Annotated in this window: 17 protein-coding genes and 1 pseudogene; 10 read left to right on the forward strand and 8 right to left on the reverse strand. The window is 58.4% G+C overall.

Annotated features, from left to right (window positions below; genetic code table 11):
* The first annotated feature begins 82 nt into the window (after nt 1-82).
* Entirely contained in the window at nt 83-271 is a 189-nt protein-coding gene (locus BK662_RS24470) for a hypothetical protein (RefSeq protein ID WP_007901365.1), read from the forward strand.
* On the opposite strand, the gene BK662_RS24475 is transcribed toward BK662_RS24470, so the two are convergent.
* Nucleotides 261-665, reverse strand: coding sequence for a fe2+ zn2+ uptake regulation protein (locus BK662_RS24475; protein ID WP_123359617.1), 405 nt, complete (start codon nt 663-665; stop codon nt 261-263). The two genes, BK662_RS24470 and BK662_RS24475, sit on opposite strands and share 11 nt — an antisense overlap.
* Nucleotides 666-890: 225 nt before the next feature.
* On the opposite strand from BK662_RS24475, the gene pvdQ reads away from it, so the two are divergent.
* Nucleotides 891-3,236, forward strand: a complete 2,346-nt coding sequence (gene pvdQ, locus BK662_RS24480) for a bifunctional acylase PvdQ (protein WP_123359616.1) — start codon at nt 891-893, stop codon at nt 3,234-3,236.
* A 55-nt stretch (nt 3,237-3,291) separates the two neighbouring features.
* Here pvdQ and BK662_RS24485 read toward each other — a convergent pair whose 3' ends face one another.
* Nucleotides 3,292-4,293: a FecR family protein gene (locus BK662_RS24485; RefSeq protein ID WP_123359615.1), complete on the reverse strand. Its 1,002-nt coding sequence runs from the start codon at nt 4,291-4,293 to the stop codon at nt 3,292-3,294.
* Between the two features lie 247 nt (nt 4,294-4,540).
* The gene (locus tag BK662_RS24490) at nt 4,541-9,370 is read right to left on the reverse strand and encodes a dermonecrotic toxin domain-containing protein (RefSeq protein ID WP_123359614.1); all 4,830 of its coding nucleotides are present in this window, start codon (nt 9,368-9,370) and stop codon (nt 4,541-4,543) included.
* A 261-nt stretch (nt 9,371-9,631) separates the two neighbouring features.
* Here BK662_RS24490 and BK662_RS24495 point away from each other — a divergent pair, with 261 nt between their 5' ends.
* Nucleotides 9,632-10,672 carry an Ldh family oxidoreductase gene (locus BK662_RS24495; protein ID WP_123359613.1) on the forward strand — a complete coding sequence of 347 codons (1,041 nt, stop codon included), beginning with the start codon at nt 9,632-9,634 and terminating at the stop codon, nt 10,670-10,672.
* Nucleotides 10,673-10,843: 171 nt separating this feature from the next.
* On the opposite strand, the gene BK662_RS24505 is transcribed toward BK662_RS24495, so the two are convergent.
* Nucleotides 10,844-11,161: an ElaB/YgaM/YqjD family protein gene (locus tag BK662_RS24505; protein ID WP_123359612.1), complete on the reverse strand. Its 318-nt coding sequence runs from the start codon at nt 11,159-11,161 to the stop codon at nt 10,844-10,846.
* A 165-nt stretch (nt 11,162-11,326) separates the two neighbouring features.
* On the opposite strand from BK662_RS24505, the gene BK662_RS24510 reads away from it, so the two are divergent.
* Nucleotides 11,327-11,578 (forward strand): hypothetical protein, encoded by a 252-nt coding sequence (locus BK662_RS24510; protein ID WP_123359611.1) that lies wholly within the window; start codon nt 11,327-11,329, stop codon nt 11,576-11,578.
* Between the two features lie 202 nt (nt 11,579-11,780).
* Here the strand turns inward: BK662_RS24510 and BK662_RS24515 are convergent, their stop codons facing one another.
* Nucleotides 11,781-12,695: a LysR family transcriptional regulator gene (locus BK662_RS24515; RefSeq protein WP_123359610.1), complete on the reverse strand. Its 915-nt coding sequence runs from the start codon at nt 12,693-12,695 to the stop codon at nt 11,781-11,783.
* An 85-nt stretch (nt 12,696-12,780) separates the two neighbouring features.
* On the opposite strand from BK662_RS24515, the gene BK662_RS24520 reads away from it, so the two are divergent.
* A complete protein-coding gene (locus BK662_RS24520; protein ID WP_123359609.1) occupies nt 12,781-13,704 on the forward strand; it encodes a carbon-nitrogen hydrolase family protein in 924 nt (307 codons plus the stop codon).
* A 113-nt stretch (nt 13,705-13,817) separates the two neighbouring features.
* On the opposite strand, the gene BK662_RS24530 is transcribed toward BK662_RS24520, so the two are convergent.
* The gene (locus BK662_RS24530; RefSeq protein WP_123359607.1) at nt 13,818-14,363 is read right to left on the reverse strand and encodes a GNAT family N-acetyltransferase; all 546 of its coding nucleotides are present in this window, start codon (nt 14,361-14,363) and stop codon (nt 13,818-13,820) included.
* Nucleotides 14,364-14,466: 103 nt separating this feature from the next.
* On the opposite strand from BK662_RS24530, the gene BK662_RS24535 reads away from it, so the two are divergent.
* Nucleotides 14,467-16,044: an alkaline phosphatase D family protein gene (locus tag BK662_RS24535; RefSeq protein WP_123359606.1), complete on the forward strand. Its 1,578-nt coding sequence runs from the start codon at nt 14,467-14,469 to the stop codon at nt 16,042-16,044.
* Nucleotides 16,045-16,047: 3 nt separating this feature from the next.
* Here BK662_RS24535 and BK662_RS24540 read toward each other — a convergent pair whose 3' ends face one another.
* Together BK662_RS24540 and BK662_RS35400 are read right to left on the reverse strand one after the other, a co-directional pair.
* Entirely contained in the window at nt 16,048-16,521 is a 474-nt protein-coding gene (locus BK662_RS24540; protein WP_123359605.1) for an LEA/WHy family protein, read from the reverse strand.
* Nucleotides 16,522-16,582: 61 nt separating this feature from the next.
* Nucleotides 16,583-16,780, reverse strand: a pseudogene (locus BK662_RS35400) (xanthine permease XanP); the annotation flags it as partial.
* A gap of 136 nt (nt 16,781-16,916) precedes the next feature.
* Between BK662_RS35400 and BK662_RS24550 the strand changes: the two are divergent.
* The 4 genes from BK662_RS24550 (at nt 16,917) to BK662_RS24565 (ending at nt 19,900) form a co-directional block, all read left to right on the forward strand.
* Nucleotides 16,917-17,633: a helix-turn-helix transcriptional regulator gene (locus BK662_RS24550; RefSeq protein ID WP_123359604.1), complete on the forward strand. Its 717-nt coding sequence runs from the start codon at nt 16,917-16,919 to the stop codon at nt 17,631-17,633.
* Between the two features lie 52 nt (nt 17,634-17,685).
* Nucleotides 17,686-18,027 carry a nuclear transport factor 2 family protein gene (locus BK662_RS24555; protein ID WP_007897370.1) on the forward strand — a complete coding sequence of 114 codons (342 nt, stop codon included), beginning with the start codon at nt 17,686-17,688 and terminating at the stop codon, nt 18,025-18,027.
* Nucleotides 18,028-18,181: 154 nt separating this feature from the next.
* Nucleotides 18,182-19,300 carry a cell division protein ZapE gene (gene zapE, locus BK662_RS24560; RefSeq protein ID WP_123359603.1) on the forward strand — a complete coding sequence of 373 codons (1,119 nt, stop codon included), beginning with the start codon at nt 18,182-18,184 and terminating at the stop codon, nt 19,298-19,300.
* Between the two features lie 18 nt (nt 19,301-19,318).
* A complete protein-coding gene (locus BK662_RS24565) occupies nt 19,319-19,900 on the forward strand; it encodes a DinB family protein (protein ID WP_123359602.1) in 582 nt (193 codons plus the stop codon).
* Nucleotides 19,901-19,918 lie beyond the last annotated feature (18 nt).

Below are 19,918 nucleotides of genomic sequence, written 5' to 3' on the forward strand. Positions count from 1 at the left end.
GCCCCTCATTCCCGCAGAACGGTAGTGGCTTGGCATGCAATCGGATACAAGCCGGATACATTTTTTGGTTCAGGAACCCGCAATGACCCAGTCGCAACGTTTGAAATACTCGATTCTGATTTCCCTGGTGGTACTGGGGATCATGTTCGGCCTTTCCTGGCTGCAAAATGCGGGAATCATCACCGAACAGCTGTTCCAGTACATCGCCATTGGCGTGGCAGTGCTCGTGGTGGTGATCAATGGCGTGATGCGTCGCAAGGTCAAGCCTTGAGCGACGACGCCCCCTGGCCAGATTGCTCGCTGTAGAGGACAGCGGCGGCCTGTGGATGCAGGCTGTAGCTTTTGTCCGGATTGAGGGTGATCACGCCTTCACCGCACAAGCGTTTCAACACTTCACGGACACTGAGAAAGGACAGGGGAATGTCCAGGTCCAGCAAGTGACTGTGGACGCCACGCACCCCCAGGCTGCGGTCGCTTTCGGCGGCGGTCAGCAAGGCGTCGATGACTTTGAGGCGAATCAGGCTGGTACGCAGGCCAAAACTCTTGAGCAGAAACCTGATCCGTTCGTTGCCGTGGCGTTCGGCTGGTTGATTGAAAACGCCGGAGCCCAGGGTGCTGGCCTTTGGCGCATGGCTACCGTCCGTTGGCAGTTGCGGGTTGTACATGCAAAAACTCCTTTTCAGAGCCTGATCAGGAAAAAGTGATGGGCGCTCTCAATCAATAAGACGAATGAGCCAGGCAAATAATGAAGACCCGTATGTAGAAAATTTGTCGCCGTTATGTCAGCGGCCCGTGAGCCGGGCGCGGGGGATGTCCTAAATTTTTGCTGTTTGCTTCGTTTTAAGGGGAGGCGCATTGCGTGTCATACGTCTTTTCGATCAGGAGCGAGCGTGATTATTTCCAGGCAGTTAACCAGGTTGAGCCTTGCGGGTGTGTTTCTGGGGCTCAGTCTTGCAGCAAACGCGCGCAGCCAGCCAGAGCAGGCGACGGCCGAGATTCGTCGAACCAGTTTCGGCGTGCCGCATATTCGTGCCGACAACGAGCGTGGGCTCGGCTATGGCATTGGCTATGCCTACGCTCAAGATAATCTGTGCTTGCTGGCCAATGAGATCGTCACCGTCAATGGCGAGCGCTCACGGTATTTCGGCCCGGACCAGTCTAGCGTCGAAGAGCGCGGGAACCTGGCCAGCGATGTGTTTTTCAACTGGCTGAATACCCCGCAGGCTGTTGCCGCTTTCTGGCAGACGCAAACGCCTGAAGTCCAAGAGCTCATCGAAGGTTACGTGGCGGGTTACAACCGTTCGCTGACAGAGCGTCGAGCGCAGGGTTTGCCGCAGCAATGCCAGGGAGAATGGGTGCGCGCGATTACCGCCCAGGACCTGGTCAAGTTGACCCGACGTCTGTTGGTCGAAGGCGGCGTGGGGCAGTTTGCCGAAGCATTGGCCGGTGCTACCCCGCCGAAAACCGTTGCCCATCTGGCGGGCGAACCGGCGTCGTTCCAGCTGGCGGCTTCGCGCATGCAACGCTTTGCTCTGGATCGCGGCAGTAACGCCGTGGCGGTCGGCAGCGAACGTTCGTTCAACGGTCGCGGGATGTTGCTGGCCAATCCACACTTTCCGTGGGTGGGCGGGATGCGTTTCTATCAGATGCACCTGACCATTCCCGGCAAACTGGACGTCATGGGCGCCGCGTTGCCCGGCCTGCCCATGATCAATATTGGTTTCAACCAGCACCTGGCGTGGACCCACACGGTGGATTCGTCCAAGCACTTCACGCTGTATCGCCTGCAACTCGATCCCAAGGACCCGACCCGTTACCTGCTGGATGGCAAGTCCTTGCCAATGAAACAGCAGACGCTGGCAGTGAACGTGAAGCAAGCCGATGGCCAGACCCGGCAAATCTCCCATGTGGTCTACAGCTCGGAGTTCGGCCCGATTGTGCAATGGCCCGGTAAGCTGGACTGGAACAACCAGTTCGCCTATAGCCTGCGCGACGCTAACCTGGAGAACGACCGGGTCTTGCAGCAGTGGTATGCGATGAACCGTGCCACCAGCCTCAAGGATTTGCAGGCATCGCTGCACAAGATTCAGGGGATCCCGTGGGTCAACACCCTGGCGGTGGACGATCAAGGGCAGACGCTTTACATGAACCTGTCGGTGGTGCCGAACGTCAATGCCGACAAGCTGGCCAAGTGCAGCGATCCGCGGGCCGGATTACAGATGATTCTGCTCGACGGTTCCAACAGCGCCTGTGCCTGGGACATCGACCCGCACGCTGCGCAAAAAGGTATCTACGCGGCAGACAAGTTGCCGCAACTGCTGCGCAAAGACTTTGTGCAGCATTCCAATGATTCGGCCTGGATGGCCAACCCGGCACAACCGCTCACCGGTTTTTCGCCGTTGATCAGTCAGGACAATCAGCCGTTGGGGCTGCGTTCGCGTTTCGCACTGGAGCGTCTGGGCACATTGAGCAAGGCCGGCCCTGTCGCTGCGGCCGATCTGCAACACATGGTGATGGACGATCAGGTGTATCAGGCGGCCCAAGTGATGCCGGATCTGCTGCAGTTCTGCGCCGCGAATCTCGGCGCCGATGCACCGACGCTTACACCGCTGTGTGCCAGCCTCAAGGCCTGGGATCGCCGGGTGAATCTGGACAGTGGACTGGGCTTTGTGCATTTTCAGAATGTCATGGAGCCGTTACAGCAGATCCCTGATATCTGGCGTGTAGCGTTCGATCCGAAGGATCCGCAAAACACTCCACATGGCCTGGCAATTGAACGGCCAGATGTTGCCAAAGCGATTCGGGCGGCGATGATGGCTTCGGTCGAACAGGTGAAAGCCCTTGGCCTGAAGGCCGATAGCCGCTGGGGTGATATCCAGGTGGTCAGCAGTGGCGGGCAGCAAACGCCGATCCACGGCGGGCCGGGCACGCTGGGTGTGTATAACGCGATCCAAAGCGTGCCGAGAAGCGACGGAAAACGCGAAGTCGTCAGTGGTACCAGCTATTTGCAGGTGGTGACTTTCGATGATAAGGGACCGCAGGCTCGGGGCTTACTGGCTTTCTCGTTGTCCAGTGACCCGGCGTCGAAGTACTCCCGGGATCAGACACTGGCCTTTTCGAAGAAACAGCTGAGTGTGTTGCCGTTTACCGAGCAGCAGATCACGTCCGATCCGCAGTATCAGGCTCAGACGATTCGAGAGCAGGATGAAAAAGCAGGGAAGATCGCCGCGCAGTAGTCGCGATAGCGTTTGAATCAAAAGTGAAGGCCGCACCCCGCAAGGGTGGCGGCCTTCAGCTTTTTGGGGCTTGTTGCGGGATCGAATTGAGGACCGGATTGCCGTCCTTATTGCGGGTCAGGTAGACCGGCAGCACCTTGGGTAGCGAAGCCACCAGGTTGTTGAGTTCCTTGATGTTGTAGATGCCGCCGAGGCGAATCGAGCCAGTACTGTGGTCTGCGATCATGACTGGCTTGTTCAAATAACGATTGATCAAGGGCAGGGCATCGGTCAGCGTCAGATCATCGAGCACCAGTTTTCCGCTGCGCCACGCCAGCGAATGGTCATCGGCAGAGGTCTGGCTGATTTGCGGTGTGAAGTCGCCGTGTCGGTAACGTGCCTGCATGGCAGGTTCGAGACGTGAGCCCTCGCCGGGCAGAGCACCATTGCTGGTTACCAGGACGGAACCTTCGATCAGGTTCACGCGTACCTGATCCTCATACATCCAGACGTTGAATCGGGTTCCGGTGACGCGAATTCTGCCGTCGGCCGCCCTGACAATGAAAGGGTGCTGCACGTCGTGACTGACGTTGAAGAAGGCTTCGCCTTTTTTCAACGTGACACGACGTTCATCCTTGTAGTTGCTGAACGTCAGTTCACTGCCCAGGTTCAGCTCCACCTGACTGCCGTCGCCCAGCGTGACCTGACGAACATTGTCTGTCGCCTCGAAATGCTGGTAGGCATTGGGCAGCCAACCCAGGTTCCATCCGGTGTATGCCGCCAGTGGCAATGCCAGGGCACAGACGGTGGCTGCAATGCCGAAGGTGCGCCAGGACTTTGCCGGTTTGATGCCAACTGCCGGCGCGGGAGATTCGGGACGAGGCAAATCCCCAGCCACATCCCAGATCTGCAGCATGGCTTCGTACTCGAAGGCATGCAGAGGATGGGCGTCACGCCATTGCTCGAACGCCAGGCGTTCTTCGGCCGTGCAGTCGGTGGCGTGCAGACGCATGCACCAGTGCGCAGCGGCATCGGTGATGGCGTCGTATTGGGCTTGCGAGAGAGAGTGATCGGTCATTGACTCATCCTGATTTCCTGCATTCTAACCTTGAGGGGAAGTCTGCGAGAACAACCGTCATGGCAATTGCCCATCAAAGTACGACTTATTTTTCATCCGCACGCCCGCAAACAGGGTATCGCCTGGCAGTATCCATAAATTGAGTGAAAAAAGGGTCAAGCCCCTGCAAGGCTGGTGCCCTGTACCGGGCGAGCAAAGCATGTGCAGATAGGGTGACTGCACATGCTTTTATGATGAAAAATTCAGATCAACTCGGGGATGGGGCTAGCACCGGATCCAGTTGTCGACCCATTTCACCTATCAAGTAAGCGATCGAGTCTGCGTTGCGCAAAATGACGTCGGTTCGCAGATGCACATTGTCCGGATTCAGGAAAATGTTGCGAGCTTCATCCAGTGTTTTACAGCCCGTCGTTTTGAGGATGTCCTGAGCCACATGCCCCAAACCCTCAACCGAATCCAGATCGATCCATTCCTGCAACGTTTCGTTCCAATGCGCAAACAGCTCCTCTCTCGGGGTGGCGAGGGACAGTGCTTTTCGCTGGAAATCCTGTTGCGTTTGTTTGATTGCCACACCGTAAGCGGTGACGGTGGCAATGAGATCGCTGAACGGGCGCCTTGCTTCAACCAGTGCAATATCCACGGTCTTTGAAAAAAGATGAGAGAACTCATGGATCAGCGTAGTGGCCCGGGCATGGTCGCCGACGCTGAAAGGCTCAGTCAAACAGGACTCGTACCAATCGAGTTGCGGGTCAAAGAACCTCTCCGTGAAATGCACACGATTCTGTGCGTCATCATTTATAACAAAAGCAATCGTATTGCCGATTGCGTATTTGTTTGACCCGACCACAAAACGTTCGGTATTCATGAAATCCACGTTTGGGTCCACCAGCGCTGTGCAAATGGGCACGATGACTTTCTTGATTTTGTCCAGGAGGCTGTCGTCGATAAGGTCAGCATCAAAAACGGCTCTGAGGAAGGTATCCAGCCGCGTCCCCGGCTTCAGCTGTCTGAGCTGCGCCAGGTTATGCAGACTGTTAAAAGCGTAGTAGCGAGCCAGGTCTATGGCTTGCACGATCATGCGCGCTTTTTCCGGGTGTTTTGCCCGAATGTCTTTCATTCCCCGTGCTTCGATATTCAGAAGCTGCCTGGCATATTTATCGGCGGCATGTCGATTGTGCATTTTCGACAGGGCTTTTCCATAGTGGACGGTATGGATGTCCGAATCGAGCACCAGTTGCTTGTCTGAGGTAGTCAGGAGCGCCGGGCCTTCTTCCGTGTCTTTGATCATCCGCCAGATCGCCCCGGGTTTGGTCACGCGGTACACCTTGCCCGCGATGGGGGCATAGGTTTGTCTGCTGGTCATTTCCAGGTAAGTGCCATCAGCGCTGTTCTTCTTTAAATCCTTCAGTTCGACGGCGGTGGTTTCGAAAGGCTGCAGTGACGTGCGCATCGGTGCAGTGGATTGCACTTGCGACCATTGCGGCGCGACCACAGGAGTGGCCGCCGGTTCGGCGAGAGTATTGGTCGTTGCCTGCGCTGTGCCGATCGACTCTTCCAGCGACAACCTGCCCAGTGACACCATTTGCACTGCACCGGCAATAAAGTTGAACATTGCCTGTTTCCAGTGGTGGTCCTGCAGCGCTTCGGCCGAGTTCTTGAAGTCTTTGTAGGCTTGCCACAAAAACAGCCCATAAGCCAGTTTGCCGGGTAAAAGGCCCGAGAACCTCTGGATGCCGGAGCTGAACAGGTTTTTGGCTGCCTCCCAGTCTGACTGGCCGCCGACCTCGGACTGAGCGCCGAGCATTTGCCACAGCAGGCTTGTGTTGTCGCTGAACAACCGGGTCAGCAAGTTGCCGCCGATGGGGTTAGAGGCGAGGGTGATTTCGCTCGCTTGTCCGACGGTGGACTTCAACAGATTGCGAAACCCGGATTGCGCACTTGCTGGAAGGCGACGTATCAGCAGCTCCTGTAACGGTCCCGGCGTATTGAACGCCGAGACAACGCTGGTCTCATTGTCGAACTCGGTGAATGGCGAGCCTGCATGGTAGGGCGCATACAGGACTTGCGGACCTTTCTGTCCGGAGCCGGGGCCTATCAGGTACAGGCCCAGTGTCCTGACGGCAGCAGCGCCGACTGTCTTGATCAGCTCCAGAGGGCGAACAATGGCGTGGGCGCCGTTGACAGCCGCGCGGGCGATAGCGTCCGGCATGTCCATCACCTGTCGAATCAAGTCGAAGGCGCTGTCGGAAAGACGTTGCTGCAGTTTTTGTGCATGGGCGTGTTGCATCAATTGCCAGGGCAGTTGCCGAATGAAGCGCAGCCTTCGAATGTCGGCATCGGCGCTTTTGTTCGACAAGCTGTCTATGACCAGTTTTGCGTAGGTTTGCTGAATGTTCAGTGACAGCAGGAGTTGCCTGACAGCGGACTGGTCCAGGCCTTGCGGAAGGGATTGAGTGGTTTTCGAAGCGATCGTGAAACCTGTGCCCTGGGCAATGTTGACATGGTTCAAGGCAAACTCGGTCAGGGATCGAGCGGGGCCGGCCAAGGTCAGGTTGGGGATGATTTCGATGTCGTCGGGGTCTGGCAGTGTCCCCGAGAAGCGGCTACCGAGCAGTGACTCCAACGTCTCATGCACATAGGACTTCAGCGTCTTTAGGCCGTGCAGGTAGTCTTTGTCATCGTCGACGCTGTTGCGGTATTGCTCCAGCAGTTCGATGTGCAGCTGCTGCTCCTCGACGGGTGCCATTGCGAGCCAGGCAGGCAAGGACTGCTGTAGGGTGATCGCCTGCGCGATCGAAGTGGCTCTGCGCAAGTTGGTGTCGACCACCGTTTTTGTCAGGGCTTGAAGGGCTTTGATCTGTTTTGCAGTGTCCAGCTTGAGGGCGCGCAGGTATTCGCAATGTCCCAGGAAGTGGTCAATGGATGATTGTGATAACCGCTGCAGGACATGATCTTCAATCAGTCGCAACGCACCGAGCGTATAACGCTGGTGGAAGGTGCGCTGGACAGGGGAGAGGTTTTCCAATAGCGCCAGACGTTTTTGCGGATCATGCAGGCGCCGGTCCAGTTCCTGCCTCGCGCGGCTGACGGTATCAAAGACTTCCAGGCCCTGCGCAGGTGTCCATAAAACTGTTCGGCCCGAATGCTGAGGGTCGAGCCCGCCACGCTCGGTCAACAACATGCAATTGGCCAAGGGCAGGATATTCGTTTGGCCGGTGCACTCAAGGGTCAATGAATAGGCGTCAGGCCGGAACCCCTTGAGTGAGAGCCGGCGTTTACGATCCGGCTTATCCGGATTGAGCACCGTATCGACAATGGCCCGGTCCGTGTCGCCCAATGTGGCGTCGAGCCCCCGAAGACTGGCTTCCCCACGTATGCCTACGGAAAGAGCATGAGCCAGCCGGGGTTTCATGTTCTCCAGATAGACTCGCTGCAGTGCCAACGCGGTGGTGGGTTGAGCTGCAAAGTCCGCGCCGATCAGCGCTTCGATATCGCTGAAGGTTTTCACGAACGCCGCCGCCGTGTCTGCCAGCACCATGGAGGGCTGTTGCTTGCCCGACAATACCGGTCGCGTACTCCAGCGCCCTTGGGCATCCAGCATCAGCAGGTGCTCGCTGAGCATCGAGCGGATGTCCAGCGCCTTGTCGAACAAGGCGTTGATGTCCACGATGCCGTCGCTGTGACGGAAAACCTGCAGGGCATACTCCACATTCTGCTGTTGTTTGGTGATGATCGCCTCGAACAGCTTTTTGAAGATCGAACCGGAAATCACTTTCCCGGAGACATTCGGCTGATCGAAACCGATGAAGCGCTGACGTTCCGCCAGGCTCAGGAGGCCGTAGAGCTCATCCTCATGACCGGCCGCGCTGAATTTGCTCAGTAAGGTGTCTTTGAGGTCCTGATAGTCTTTCAGCACCTGCAGCCCCTGAGCGGGGGTGTAGAGAAACGCATTGCTGCCACTGATCATCAGCGAGCCTGCCAGCTCCACATAGTTGGCCTCGTATTCCCAGAGACGCACGGTTTCGACGGTCAGTGTCTCGTACGTTCTGCTGGTCGGTTCGATCAGCGAATGCAAGTCCTGGCTTTGTTCAGGCGTGATGATTTCGGCTTCGCGCTTGAGCAGGAACTCCGCTCGCGCCTGTTCAGCAATGGCCTTGCTGAACAAATCGCGACGTGATGCGCCATCGGCACTCGCTGCGTCCCAGTAACTATTCATTTGCTCGGAAAGCAGGCTGATCAGTTTTCGGGAGGCAGTGGCTACGGCGGTTTCCCAGTATTGCTGGTCAGTGCTGGCCGGAAGCTTTTTCGGGTGGGAAAACTCATGTGATTGCCCCAACGGCCAGCGTTGATTGCGGTAGTGAAACAGCACCGCATCACTCAAGGACATCGCGTTGAGCCAGCGCCGCGCCGGAGTGCTTTCCTTATCGTGTTCATCGGCAGTTGCCGTGGAATAGAAACTGACCTGGGTCTGGCGTTGATCCAGGCCGGGGAAGGCTGACTTCAGCAGTTCATTGAGCACCGTATCGAGCAGCGAAGTCAGGGTCGGCAGCGCTTTCAACTCGTCGAGCATGGCCTGATCGTTCATGTGCTGATGTGCGGTGATGGTGCTGCTTTGGTCTTCGAACACCTCGCCTTCGATGGTTTGAAAGGTCACCTCGATAGTGGCGGCATCTGCCAGCGTTCTGCGTTGAGACAACGACATGAACGCCAGCAGGTCGTCGTCCTCGGTCGCGCTGTTCAGCTGGCGGTTCAGCTGTTCGGTCAAGGTTGAGCGGCTGTCGAACTTCTTTATGCCGGCGTAGGGGGTATAGAGAATCACGCCGTTGTCATCCGGTGTGGCGCTCAGCACGAAGCTGCCGGCCAGGGGCACGGGTTCCAGGTCGTTGGTCTTGAGCAGAATTTTTTCGGCGAGCATGGGCGGTTTCTGTTCACCGCGCAGCGTGTGGTTGGCTAGTTGCAGGTGACTGAACCATTCGAAGTCCTTTTGCGTCAGCCCGTGGGTTTGGCCAAGTTTCCTCCAGAGTCCGGGAGACTTCAGGGCCTGGGGGAAAAACATCGGAGTAACAGGTGTAGACATCGTCGAGTCTCGTTCAGGGCGCGATTGAAATTCGCCAGTGGATTGAGCCTCGAGACTAAAAGTCATTGAAGTGTGGAAGGTGGTAGATAGTTACCGCACAGCCTGCCGGTTGATCGTGCAAACTCGAGAAGAAAGTGGAGGCCGCGCGGGTACGGCCTGCAGGTGATCAACCGAAAAGTTGACAGCTCGCTCGTCGTGCGTTGTTAATCGGCTTGTCTTCGTACGCTGTTGCCCCCTCCAATAATTACTCTGGAGCTTCAGATGTCTGCGCCACACGATCATGTGTCTACTGCGGTTTCGCAAAACCTGTCCTTCGAAGCGCTGACGGCGTTGCTCGAGCAGATCTTCTTGCGCCACGGCACCTCAGCCGATGTCGCCAGAACCCTGGCCCTTAACTGCGCCGGTGCCGAGCGCGATGGTGCTCACAGCCACGGCGTATTCCGCATTCCCGGTTATGTGTCGACGTTGCAAAGCGGCTGGGTCAACGGCAAGGCTGTACCGGTGGTCGAGGACGTGGCCTCGGGTTTCGTCCGGGTCGACGCCGCTAATGGTTTTGCCCAACCGGCCCTCGCGGCGGCGCGGTCATTGTTGGTGGAGAAAGCCCGTGGTGCCGGCATTGCGGTGCTGGCCATCCGTAATTCCCACCATTTCGCTGCCTTGTGGCCGGACGTCGAGCCGTTTGCCGATGAAGGGCTGGTGGCACTGAGCGTGGTCAACAGCATGACTTGCGTGGTTCCGCACGGTGCCGACCGTCCGCTATTCGGGACCAACCCGATTGCCTTCGCTGCCCCTCGGGCCAACGGTGGTCCGATTGTCTTCGACCTGGCGACCAGCGCCATCGCCCATGGCGATGTACAGATCGCCGCCCGTAAAGGCGAGCGTTTGCCCGCGGGCATGGGGGTGGACAGCCTCGGCCAGCCAACCCAGGATCCGAAAGCGATCCTTGAAGGTGGTGCCTTGCTGCCGTTTGGCGGACACAAGGGTTCGGCGCTGTCGATGATGGTGGAGTTGTTGGCGGCGGCGTTGACTGGCGGCAATTTTTCTTTCGAGTTCGACTGGTCGAACCATCCCGGGGCGAAAACACCCTGGACGGGTCAACTGCTGATCGTGATCGACCCGAGCAAGTCGGCGGGGCAGAGTTTTGCCGAGCGCAGTGAGGAACTGGTTCGGCAAATGCACGGTGTAGGGCTCAAGCGGTTACCGGGTGATCGGCGTCATCAGCAGCGCGCCAAAGCCAAGGTCGAAGGCATTGCACTCGATGCTCAGACGCTGGCAAATCTGCGGGAACTGGCCGGGCTTTGAGCTCAAACGCAAGCCCTAATGTGGGAGCGGGCTTTTGTGGCGAGGGGGCTTGCCCCCGTTCGGCTGCGAAGCAGTCGTGAAACCTGCACACCCGCTTAGCTGATTCACCGCGGAAACAGTTTTGGGGCCGCTTCGCGACCCAACGGGGGCAAGCCCCCTCGCCACAATGGCTTAACGCCGACCCAACAACAGCCCCACCACCAAACCGAATCCGGCGGAGATGGCCACGGTTTGCCAGGGATGACCACCGATGTAGATTTCGCTGGCCTCGACTGCGGGCCTGGTCCGGTCACGTATACTGGAAACTGAACCCCGGGCCTGCTGGAGCTTCTGGGCGATTTGCCCACGAAGGGTGTCCGCTTCTTCACCGACCAGTGAAGCACTGCTCTTGAGCAGTTTTTCCGACTCTTCGATCAGGGCCTGAAGTTCGCTGAAGACCTGATCCTTGATTTGATCCTCGGCGACTTGATCGATGATTTTGCGGGCCATTGGAGTACTCCTTGCAGGTAAATGGGCAGTGAACAATGGAGTCTGGCGCGATGGCAAAAGTTGCAGCCATTTTGCGTGGCGACTCCACCCTGATGAAAAATCCAGGGCAGGACATTTCCTCCTACAGTGTAAGATGTCGCCTATTTTACGCAGCAGGTATCTTCCATGAGCTTCAATCTGGCCGACAAACCCCTTGCCGAGCGCGCGGCGCTTGAAGATGAAAAATCCCGTCTGTTCGAGCTCTGGCAAAACAACCTGGGTAAATCCAAGGGCGAAGCCGCACGGTTGTTCGGTGAGCGTGCCAAGCGCAAAGGCAAATGGGCCGAGTGGGTCCGCTCCGAACTTGACGGCATGTCGCCCCCGGAATTTGCGAACATGGTGCGCAGTGAAGTCAATCGCCTGATGGCCGCTAAATAAGCTTCCAGCGCTGACGGTTTCGAAATTGTCGAACATCAAAAGATCGCAGGCTTCGCCAGCTCCTACGGGGAATGAGTACGACCGATCAATGGCGGATGTACGCGCTCATGTAGGAGCTGCCGAAGGCTGCGATCTTTTGATCTTGCTCTTTTGCCGGTTTCGAAACTGCTAAAGATCAAAGGATCGCAGGCTTCGCCAGCTCCTACGGGTAGGAAAAGGTCGCGATAATCGCCTCGCGCACTTTCAGCACCACCGGATCGAGCTGCGTGCTGGTGCGCCAGCCCAGTTCGATCGGATAGCGTGGCAGCGCCAGAGGGCAGGGCAGCAGCGCCAGTCCGCTGAGCGTAGCGATACTTCGTGCCGCATGAGCTGGAATAGTCGCCACCGCCTGACTGCCCTTGAGCAGATGCGGCAACGCGGCAAAGTGCGTGGTCGATGCACATACCCGCCGGCTCAGCCCCAACGCCGCCAGGCCTTCATCGGTGATCCCGATAAAACCGCCCGATGACACCAGAATATGCTCACGGGCGACGAACGCTTCAAGGCTGAGAGTTTCCTGTCCCTCGGTCAGACTGAGGGGATCCACCAGGCACAGATAATCGCCTTCACCCAGCACCTGACGACTGAGCAAACGCTCGGCGAACCCGCCTGCTGTAATCGCCAGATCGATGCTGCGTTCCATCAAGGCTCGGGCGACGATCTGGCTATGGGTCTGGCGAAAGATCAGCCGCAGTTTCGGCGCGCGATCCGCGATCTCGTCAATCAATCGTCGCCCGTAGGCGATTTCGAAATCATCCGATAAACCCACCGTCACCGAACGTCCGTCGTAATGATTCGCCGCCGGATCGACCATCGCCAGGCTCTGGCGGCATTTATTCAGCGCATCGCTGACCACCGGTTTTAACTGGTTGGCCTTGAGCGTCGGCGCAAGACCTCGACCCGTGCGCACGAACAACTGATCGCCGTACACCTCGCGCAATCGGCGCAACGCCGCGCTGACCGCCGATTGCGTCACGCCCAGACGCAGCGCGGCACGGCTGGCGCTGGATTCCTCATGCAGGGCTTCGAAGACTTTGAGCAAGTTGAGATCGACGGTCGCGATATTCATTTGGTTCATATCATTCAGCAGTGAGTCGGGCTTTATTCATGATCCTGTGGCGCCGGAGAATGAGCAACACCTCATTACTGACGGAGTCATCACGATGCCCAAGTCCATCGTTGCTGCCCTGCAAATCGGCGCCTTGCCCGGCGGCAAGGCCGACACCCTTGATCAAATCCTCTCTTGGGAAACCGCCATTATCGAATCCGGCGCCGCACTGGTGGTCATGCCGGAGGCGTTGCTCGGCGGCTACCCCAAGGGCGAGGGTTTTGGCACGCAACTCGGTTATCGACTGCCGGAGGGGCGTGAAGCGTTTGCGCGGTATTTCGACAACGCCATCGACGTGCCCGGTGCCGAGACTGATGCCTTGGCCGGATTGTCCTCACGTACTGGTGCCAACCTGGTGATCGGCGTGATCGAGCGCGCCGGCAGCACATTGTATTGCACCGCGCTGTATTTCGATCCGCAGGCCGGGCTGGTCGCCAAGCACCGCAAACTGATGCCCACCGGCACCGAGCGACTGATCTGGGGCAAGGGCGATGGCTCGACCTTGCCGGTGATCGACAGCCAGGTCGGGCGAGTCGGCGCAGTGGTGTGCTGGGAAAACATGATGCCGCTGCTGCGTACCGCGATGTATGCCAAAGGCGTGGAGGTCTGGTGCGCGCCGACCGTGGACGAGCGGGAAATGTGGCAAGTCAGCATGCGCCACATCGCCCATGAAGGACGCTGCTTTGTGGTCAGCGCCTGTCAGGTGCAGGCCTCACCTCAAGCCTTGGGCGTGGAAATCGCCAACTGGCCGGCGCAGCGTCCGTTGATTGCCGGCGGCAGCGTGATTGTCGGGCCGATGGGCGACATTCTCGCCGGGCCGCTGCGTGACGAGGCGGGTTTGCTCACCGCTGAAATCGACACCGACGACCTGATCCGCGCCCGTTACGACTACGACGTGGTCGGGCACTACGCGCGCCCGGACGTGTTTGAGTTGACGGTGGATGAGCGGGCCAAACCGGGCGTGCGGTTCAACGCATAATGTGGGAGCGGGCTTGCTCGCGAAGAGGGCGTGTCAGTCGACATTAATATTGACTGACACACCGCCTTCGCGAGCAAGTCGAATCGTCGCACCGCCGCTCCCACATTGGATCTTCAGCGCAGTTGAAGCCACTCTTCGCGGGTGATCTCCCAGAGTTCCTTCGGGAATCGTCCACTGACAAAGTCGCCTTCATCGGTGTGTATCAAGCGCATGCCGGTACGTTCCGAGAGTTTGCGCGAGCCAATATTCGGCGCCGCTTTCGGCACGCGCAGCAACGGCCGGCCGAGTGTTTCGAACCAGTACTCGGTCACCGCCGCACTGGCTTCACCCATCAACCCCTGGCCTTGCCATTGCGGGGCCAGCCAGAAGCCGCGGTTGTTGTCCTGTTCATTCATCAGGCTGACATTGCCGATCAGTTGGTCGGGGGCCGACTTCAAGCGGATCGACCAGTGCCATTCTTCGCCACGGGTCATCGCCGGCAGGGCAATATCACGCAGATAAGTCAACGCGCCGTCAGCGGGATAAGGCCACGGCACCAGGACATTCAAATAACGCACCACGTCCCAGTGGGGGAATTGTTGCTGGATGGCGTCGGCATCGGCCAGTTCCAGCGGGCGCAAAATCAGTCGTTCGGTGTAGAGCGTTGGTGCGGCGTGCATCGTGGATGACCTCCTTGTAGAGACGGGTGTTGCGCGTCATGCGCAGCGTCGATTGTCGTCTAGTCTCTAGGCGTTCACACCCCTGTCAACGGATGGACCGTCCATGAGTTTGTTACTCGGCCCGATTCTGCAGTTTCGTGGCATCAACAGTAATGTCTATAACGTGTCGGCTCTAGTGGTTTTACCCTTGGGCGCGACATCACCCAGCGTAAAAGTACCCGGCGGTGTCACTGCCGGCAAACCGTTGGCCACCGCCGATATCCCGTTGCTCAATCCTCAGTACCGCGTCTGGCGCGTCGATTTCAAAGCGCTGCAAGACCAGGCTGTCGCCACGACTTACACGATCAAGATAGAGGGCGCGGAGGCCAACTTCGTCGTTCCTGCCGAGGGTCAGTCGCCGCGCATGGCCTATGTGTCGTGCAACGGTTTCTCGGACCCCAGGGACATGGAGAAAGTGGACCGGAACAACGAGCGCTGGGAGCACATGTGGGGGGTTCATCAAAGCAAGCCCTATCATCTGTTGTTGATGGGGGGCGATCAGGTTTACAGCGACGACATGCGCAGCAGTGTGTCGTCGATGAAAACATGGTTTGCCAAACCCTTTGCCGACCGTCAAAAGGCGGTCTACAGCAAGGTGATCGAAGCCGATCTGGACAAGTTCTTCGCCAGACTCTACCTGGAGCGCTGGAAACAGCCTGAGGTCGCGAAGCTGCTCAGCGCCGTTCCGACGGTGATGATGTGGGATGACCATGACATCATCGATGGCTGGGGTTCCTACGATGAGATTCTGCATTCAAGCCCGGTGTTCCAGGGGCTGTTTGCCACGGCCAAGCGCTATTTCAGGATTTTCCAGCAGCAACTGATCCAGACTCATCCTCACCTCAAACCGTCCGCTGATACCCATCCCTGTGCGATTCCCGACACCGCTGACGGCTTTCACCTGGGGTTTACCGGCCTGGGTGAATTGGCATTGCTGGTGCCTGACTTGCGCAGTGAGCGTGCGCCGGATTTGACGACGCCCCCGGCTCGGCAAACCCGGATCATTTCCCCCGTCAGTTGGGATGCGATTTATGCCTGGCTGGGCAAGGTCAAGGCGCATAAGCACTTGCTGCTGATGTCGAGTATTCCCGTCGGCTACCTGGATTTGCAGGCGGCCGAAAAGGCACTGGACCTGATCTCGGGGCAACAGGAACTGGAGGACGATTTGCGCGACCATTGGCGAAGCCTGCCCCACCGAGACGAACGCAAGCGGTTGATCATGCGGCTGCTGGATTTCGCCCATGCCGAGTCATGCAAGGTCACGCTGGTGTCCGGTGATGTTCATGTGGCGGGGGCCTGCGTGATTGAATCGACGTTATCCCGGCATCGCAACGATGGTTCAGGATTGATCTACCAATTGATTTCGACCGGGGTCGTGCATCCTGCACCGCCGGTGCTGGCGGTGCAGTTTCTGGAGTCCATTGGCAAGCACCAGGAACAGATCGACTACGGCATCACCGCAACCCTGTTGCCCATCGGTGCCCGAGGACGTTACCTGATAGCCGCTCGAAACTGGCTGGCGATAGAGCCGGATGAAGACAGCACCGGCAAAAGTCGGCTGTGGGCCAACTGGCACGTAGAAGGCCTCAAACATTGCGTGACCCAGGTGATCGATCCGGTTAAGCCGCGGGCCGAGCCGTGAGCGTCACCACGTGTCGGTAGTCGGCCCCGGCAGGCTGAGTTTGCCGTGATCAACGAAACGCATCGTGCCGAACACACCGCTGGCCAGTTTGCCCCGAAGCACGTAAGGCAGATTGTTCAGTGTCTGCGTCTGACTCAGCCCGAGGGTCTGACGCAGCACCGAGAAGGCCGAAACGCTCACCGGCACCACGATGACTGCTTCGGAAAAACGCGGAATCGAGCCCGACTGGTCGCTGACGCCGGAGGCGAGTGATTGACCGTTCACCTCCAGATCCAGGGCTACACCGTTGTAGTCGATTGCCGTTTCATTGGGGTTTTGCACACGCAGTTTTACCGCAAAACGCACTTCCAGTTCCTGGCTTGGCAGCGGCTCGATACCGACCACGTTGATGTTCAGCGGGTCGTGATGAGGGAACAGGGCGCAGGCGCTCAGGGAGAGCAGCAAGAGGGACAGAGACAGGGCGAACAATCTGCGCATGGACAGGCTCCCGTAAAGAAAAAGGCCGAGCCGCTCGTGGCTCGGCTCTTGAGCATGACGCACGGTTCAACTGTGCGACAGCTGCAGGTGAAGCGGGTTCACCTTTGGGCGCAACATCCGGATTCTGCATCACCTGAAGCACCGAGGCTTGCGGGTCGAACTCATCTTCTTCCAGCTCGATGAATTCTTCGGGCAGGAAGATATTCAGCACGATAGCGCACAACGCACCGACGGTGATCGGTGATTCGAAGATGTTGTGGTCGCTTTCGCGAGCAAGCCCGCTCCCGCATTTGATCTGTGTCAGGCCATAGAGCGATGGTCTTATCGCTCCTGCCAGTTTCTGACAGCAGCCTCTGCTAAGCTCCGACGACTTTTCAGGAAAGAGCCTGCCGACCGTGTCGCGAACCAGCCGTTTACTGACTTTGTTACAAGTGCTTCGGGGCAAAAGTCGTCCGGTGACTGCCGCGACATTGGCCAGCGAACTGGAGATTTCCGAACGCACGCTGTACCGCGACATCGCGGAACTCACCGCCCTCGGCGCACCGATCTTTGGCGAGGCGGGGATCGGTTATGTGTTGCGCAGCGGTCTGTTTCTGCCGCCCTTGATGCTCAATGCCGATGAAACCGAAGCCATCGTGCTCGGCTTGCGCTACGTGGATCAGCGTGGTGATGAGGTCTTGGGCAAAGCCGCGGCCGATGCCCTGGCAAAAATCGCCGCGGTACTCGACCCCGCGGCCCAGGAGGCCTTGCGCAACCCGACCGTGCTGCCGGGTCCTCCGGGTTATGGCTATCCGCAAAATGCCGTGCCCTTGAATGTATTTCGCCAAGCCATCCGCGATCAGGCCAAGCTGCACATCGATTACGCGGACGCCAACCAGGTGCCGAGTCAGCGGCTGATATGGCCACTGGCCCTGGGCTTTCTCAACGAGGTGCGGATCATCGTTGCCTGGTGTGAATTGCGCAGTGCCTATCGCACCTTTCGCACCGACCGGATCTCGGCCGCCAGCGAACAGGGCGAACACTATCCGGGGCGGCGCAGCGACCTCTTGCGCACCTGGCGCAAGCAGATGCAACTGGACGAAGCAGGGCGTTTCACTCCTGACAAGAACTGACACAGGCTTGTTTTAGCATGGCTCCAGAATCAACTCACAAGGAGCCGTAAACATGTCCAATCCAGCCTCTTCACTGGCCCCCGCCATCGCCGCCTACATTGCCGCTGCCAATGCTCGTGACACGTCGAGGGTTGCCAGTTTTTTCGCTGAGGATGCCAACGTGTTCGATGAAGGGCAGCATCAGGTCGGCACACAAGCCATCGCCCAATGGATGCAAGACACCGCACAACGTTATCAGCCAAGGGTCGAGGTGCTCGACGTTCAGCTGCGCACCGGCAAAGTGCTGGTGCATAACCTGATCTCCGGCACCTTTCCCGGCAGCCCGCTGGAACTGCGCTATATGTTCCGCCTCAATGAGCAGGGCAAGATCGCCCGGCTGGATATCTCGTTGTAACCCGGTGCTGTATCGCGCTGCTAAACCTGTGGGAGCGAGCCTGCTCGCGATGACGGCGGTACATTCAGCATCAATATTGACTGACCCGCCGCTATCGCGAGCAGGCTCGCTCCCACAGGGGTTGAGCTTCGCTAGCTGCTATATACTGCCGCGCATGAATGTCGACTCTCCCTTAAGCGCCTGGCAACACGCCATCGAACAGAAGGGCTTCGTCCAGGACGAAGCCCAGGAACATGCCGTGTGGGCGCTGCAAAAATGCCACGAAGCCTTGCATGAAGGCCGCACACCCATCACTGGCGTGTACCTCTGGGGACCGGTCGGGCGGGGCAAGACCTGGTTGATGGATCAGTTCTATCAAAACCTGCGCGTCCCGGCCCGACGTCAGCACTTTCATCACTTCATGGGCTGGGTGCATCAGCGCTCCTTTCAATTGACCGGCACCGCCGACCCGTTGAAAGCGCTGGCACGCGAGCTGAGCCAGGAAGTGCGCGTGCTGTGTTTCGATGAACTGTTCGTCAACGACATCGGTGACGCCATCATTCTCGGGCGTTTGTTTCAGGTGATGTTCGAGCAGGGTGTGGTGGTGGTCTGCACCTCCAATCAGCCGCCGGATCAGCTGTACGCGGATGGCTTCAACCGTGACCGGTTCGTGCCGGCCATTACCGCAATCAAGCAACACATGCAGGTGATTGCGGTGGATGGCGGGGAAGATCATCGTCTGCACCCCGGCGCCGGTCTGCAGCGTTATTGGGTGAACGTACCAGGTCAGCCCGGCGCTCTGAGCGAAGTGTTCAAAGCCTTGACCGTGGGCCAGGCGCTGTCCAGCGATCCGGTCAGGATCGGCTACCGTTCGGTCAATGTGATGCAGGCCAGTCAAACCGTGCTGTGGTGCCGTTACGCCGATATCTGCGAGCAGCCATTTGCCGCCATGGACTTCATGGCCCTGTGCGACACCTTCAGCGCTATTCTGTTGAGCGACGTGCCCAACCTCAGCGCACAAAAACGCGAAGGTCGCATCGCTCGCGGCACTGAAGACGGTGTCGAGCGGGTGGTGGCAGGGGATCGCGAGTTGCCGCAGTTGTCGGTGCATGACGACGGCGTGCGCCGGTTCATCGCCCTGGTGGACGAATGCTACGACCGCAAGGTGCCGCTGTACCTCGAAGCGCAGGTGCCGATGGAGGCGTTGTACACCGAGGGCTATCTGGAGTTTCCGTTTCGCCGCACCCTTAGTCGTCTGCAGGAAATGCAGCTAAAACGTTTCGCCGAGGCTTGATCTCCAGAAGGAGCGAACATGAATCAGCCCTTGTCTCACCATTTGCTGACCATGGCCTATCAGAACGCCTGGGCCAATCATCGACTCGCCAAGGCCTGGCTTCAGTTAAGCCGGGCTGAACTGGCTGCGCCGCGAGTCAGTTTCTTCCCCAGCCTCAACGCGACTCTGAATCACATCCTCACGTGCGACTGGTTCTATGTGGATGCACTGGAGCGGGAGTTGCGCGGTGACGAACCGCATCCCGATTGCTACGTGTTCTTCAACGTAGACGAGCCGTTCACCCACGGTGCCGATCTCAAGCGCGAGCAAGCAATGGTGGACCGTCGACTGATCGCCTACTGCGAGCAACTGCGCGACGCAGACCTCGGACGGCTCGTGACCATCGCGCGCGACACGCCGCAACATGACAGCCGTTTGCGCATGCTGTCCCATTTGTTCGAGCATCAGATTCATCATCGCGGGCAGGTTCACGCAATGCTCAGTGGCACCTCGGTCAAGCCGCCGCAACTGGACGAGTTTTTCTGTGCCGGTGAGGCAGAGTTGAGGGCCGAGGACTTTGCCGAGTTGGGATGGACCGAGGCATTGATCTGGGGCGTTTGAGAGGGAACGATCACAACA

Origin of the sequence: Pseudomonas frederiksbergensis (assembly GCF_003732275.1) — a bacterium.
GTDB classification, from domain to species: domain Bacteria; phylum Pseudomonadota; class Gammaproteobacteria; order Pseudomonadales; family Pseudomonadaceae; genus Aquipseudomonas; species Aquipseudomonas frederiksbergensis_H.

Coding starts and splice junctions, on each gene's coding strand:
- BK662_RS24470 (WP_007901365.1), top strand. CDS start 83: ATGACCCAGTCGCAACGTTTGAAATACTCGATTCTGATTTCCCTGGTG.
- BK662_RS24475 (WP_123359617.1), bottom strand. CDS start 665: ATGTACAACCCGCAACTGCCAACGGACGGTAGCCATGCGCCAAAGGCC.
- BK662_RS24485 (WP_123359615.1), bottom strand. CDS start 4,293: ATGACCGATCACTCTCTCTCGCAAGCCCAATACGACGCCATCACCGAT.
- BK662_RS24490 (WP_123359614.1), bottom strand. CDS start 9,370: ATGTCTACACCTGTTACTCCGATGTTTTTCCCCCAGGCCCTGAAGTCT.
- BK662_RS24495 (WP_123359613.1), top strand. CDS start 9,632: ATGTCTGCGCCACACGATCATGTGTCTACTGCGGTTTCGCAAAACCTG.
- BK662_RS24505 (WP_123359612.1), bottom strand. CDS start 11,161: ATGGCCCGCAAAATCATCGATCAAGTCGCCGAGGATCAAATCAAGGAT.
- BK662_RS24510 (WP_123359611.1), top strand. CDS start 11,327: ATGAGCTTCAATCTGGCCGACAAACCCCTTGCCGAGCGCGCGGCGCTT.
- BK662_RS24515 (WP_123359610.1), bottom strand. CDS start 12,695: ATGAACCAAATGAATATCGCGACCGTCGATCTCAACTTGCTCAAAGTC.
- BK662_RS24520 (WP_123359609.1), top strand. CDS start 12,781: ATGCCCAAGTCCATCGTTGCTGCCCTGCAAATCGGCGCCTTGCCCGGC.
- BK662_RS24530 (WP_123359607.1), bottom strand. CDS start 14,363: ATGCACGCCGCACCAACGCTCTACACCGAACGACTGATTTTGCGCCCG.
- BK662_RS24535 (WP_123359606.1), top strand. CDS start 14,467: ATGAGTTTGTTACTCGGCCCGATTCTGCAGTTTCGTGGCATCAACAGT.
- BK662_RS24540 (WP_123359605.1), bottom strand. CDS start 16,521: ATGCGCAGATTGTTCGCCCTGTCTCTGTCCCTCTTGCTGCTCTCCCTG.
- BK662_RS24555 (WP_007897370.1), top strand. CDS start 17,686: ATGTCCAATCCAGCCTCTTCACTGGCCCCCGCCATCGCCGCCTACATT.
- zapE (WP_123359603.1), top strand. CDS start 18,182: ATGAATGTCGACTCTCCCTTAAGCGCCTGGCAACACGCCATCGAACAG.
- BK662_RS24565 (WP_123359602.1), top strand. CDS start 19,319: ATGAATCAGCCCTTGTCTCACCATTTGCTGACCATGGCCTATCAGAAC.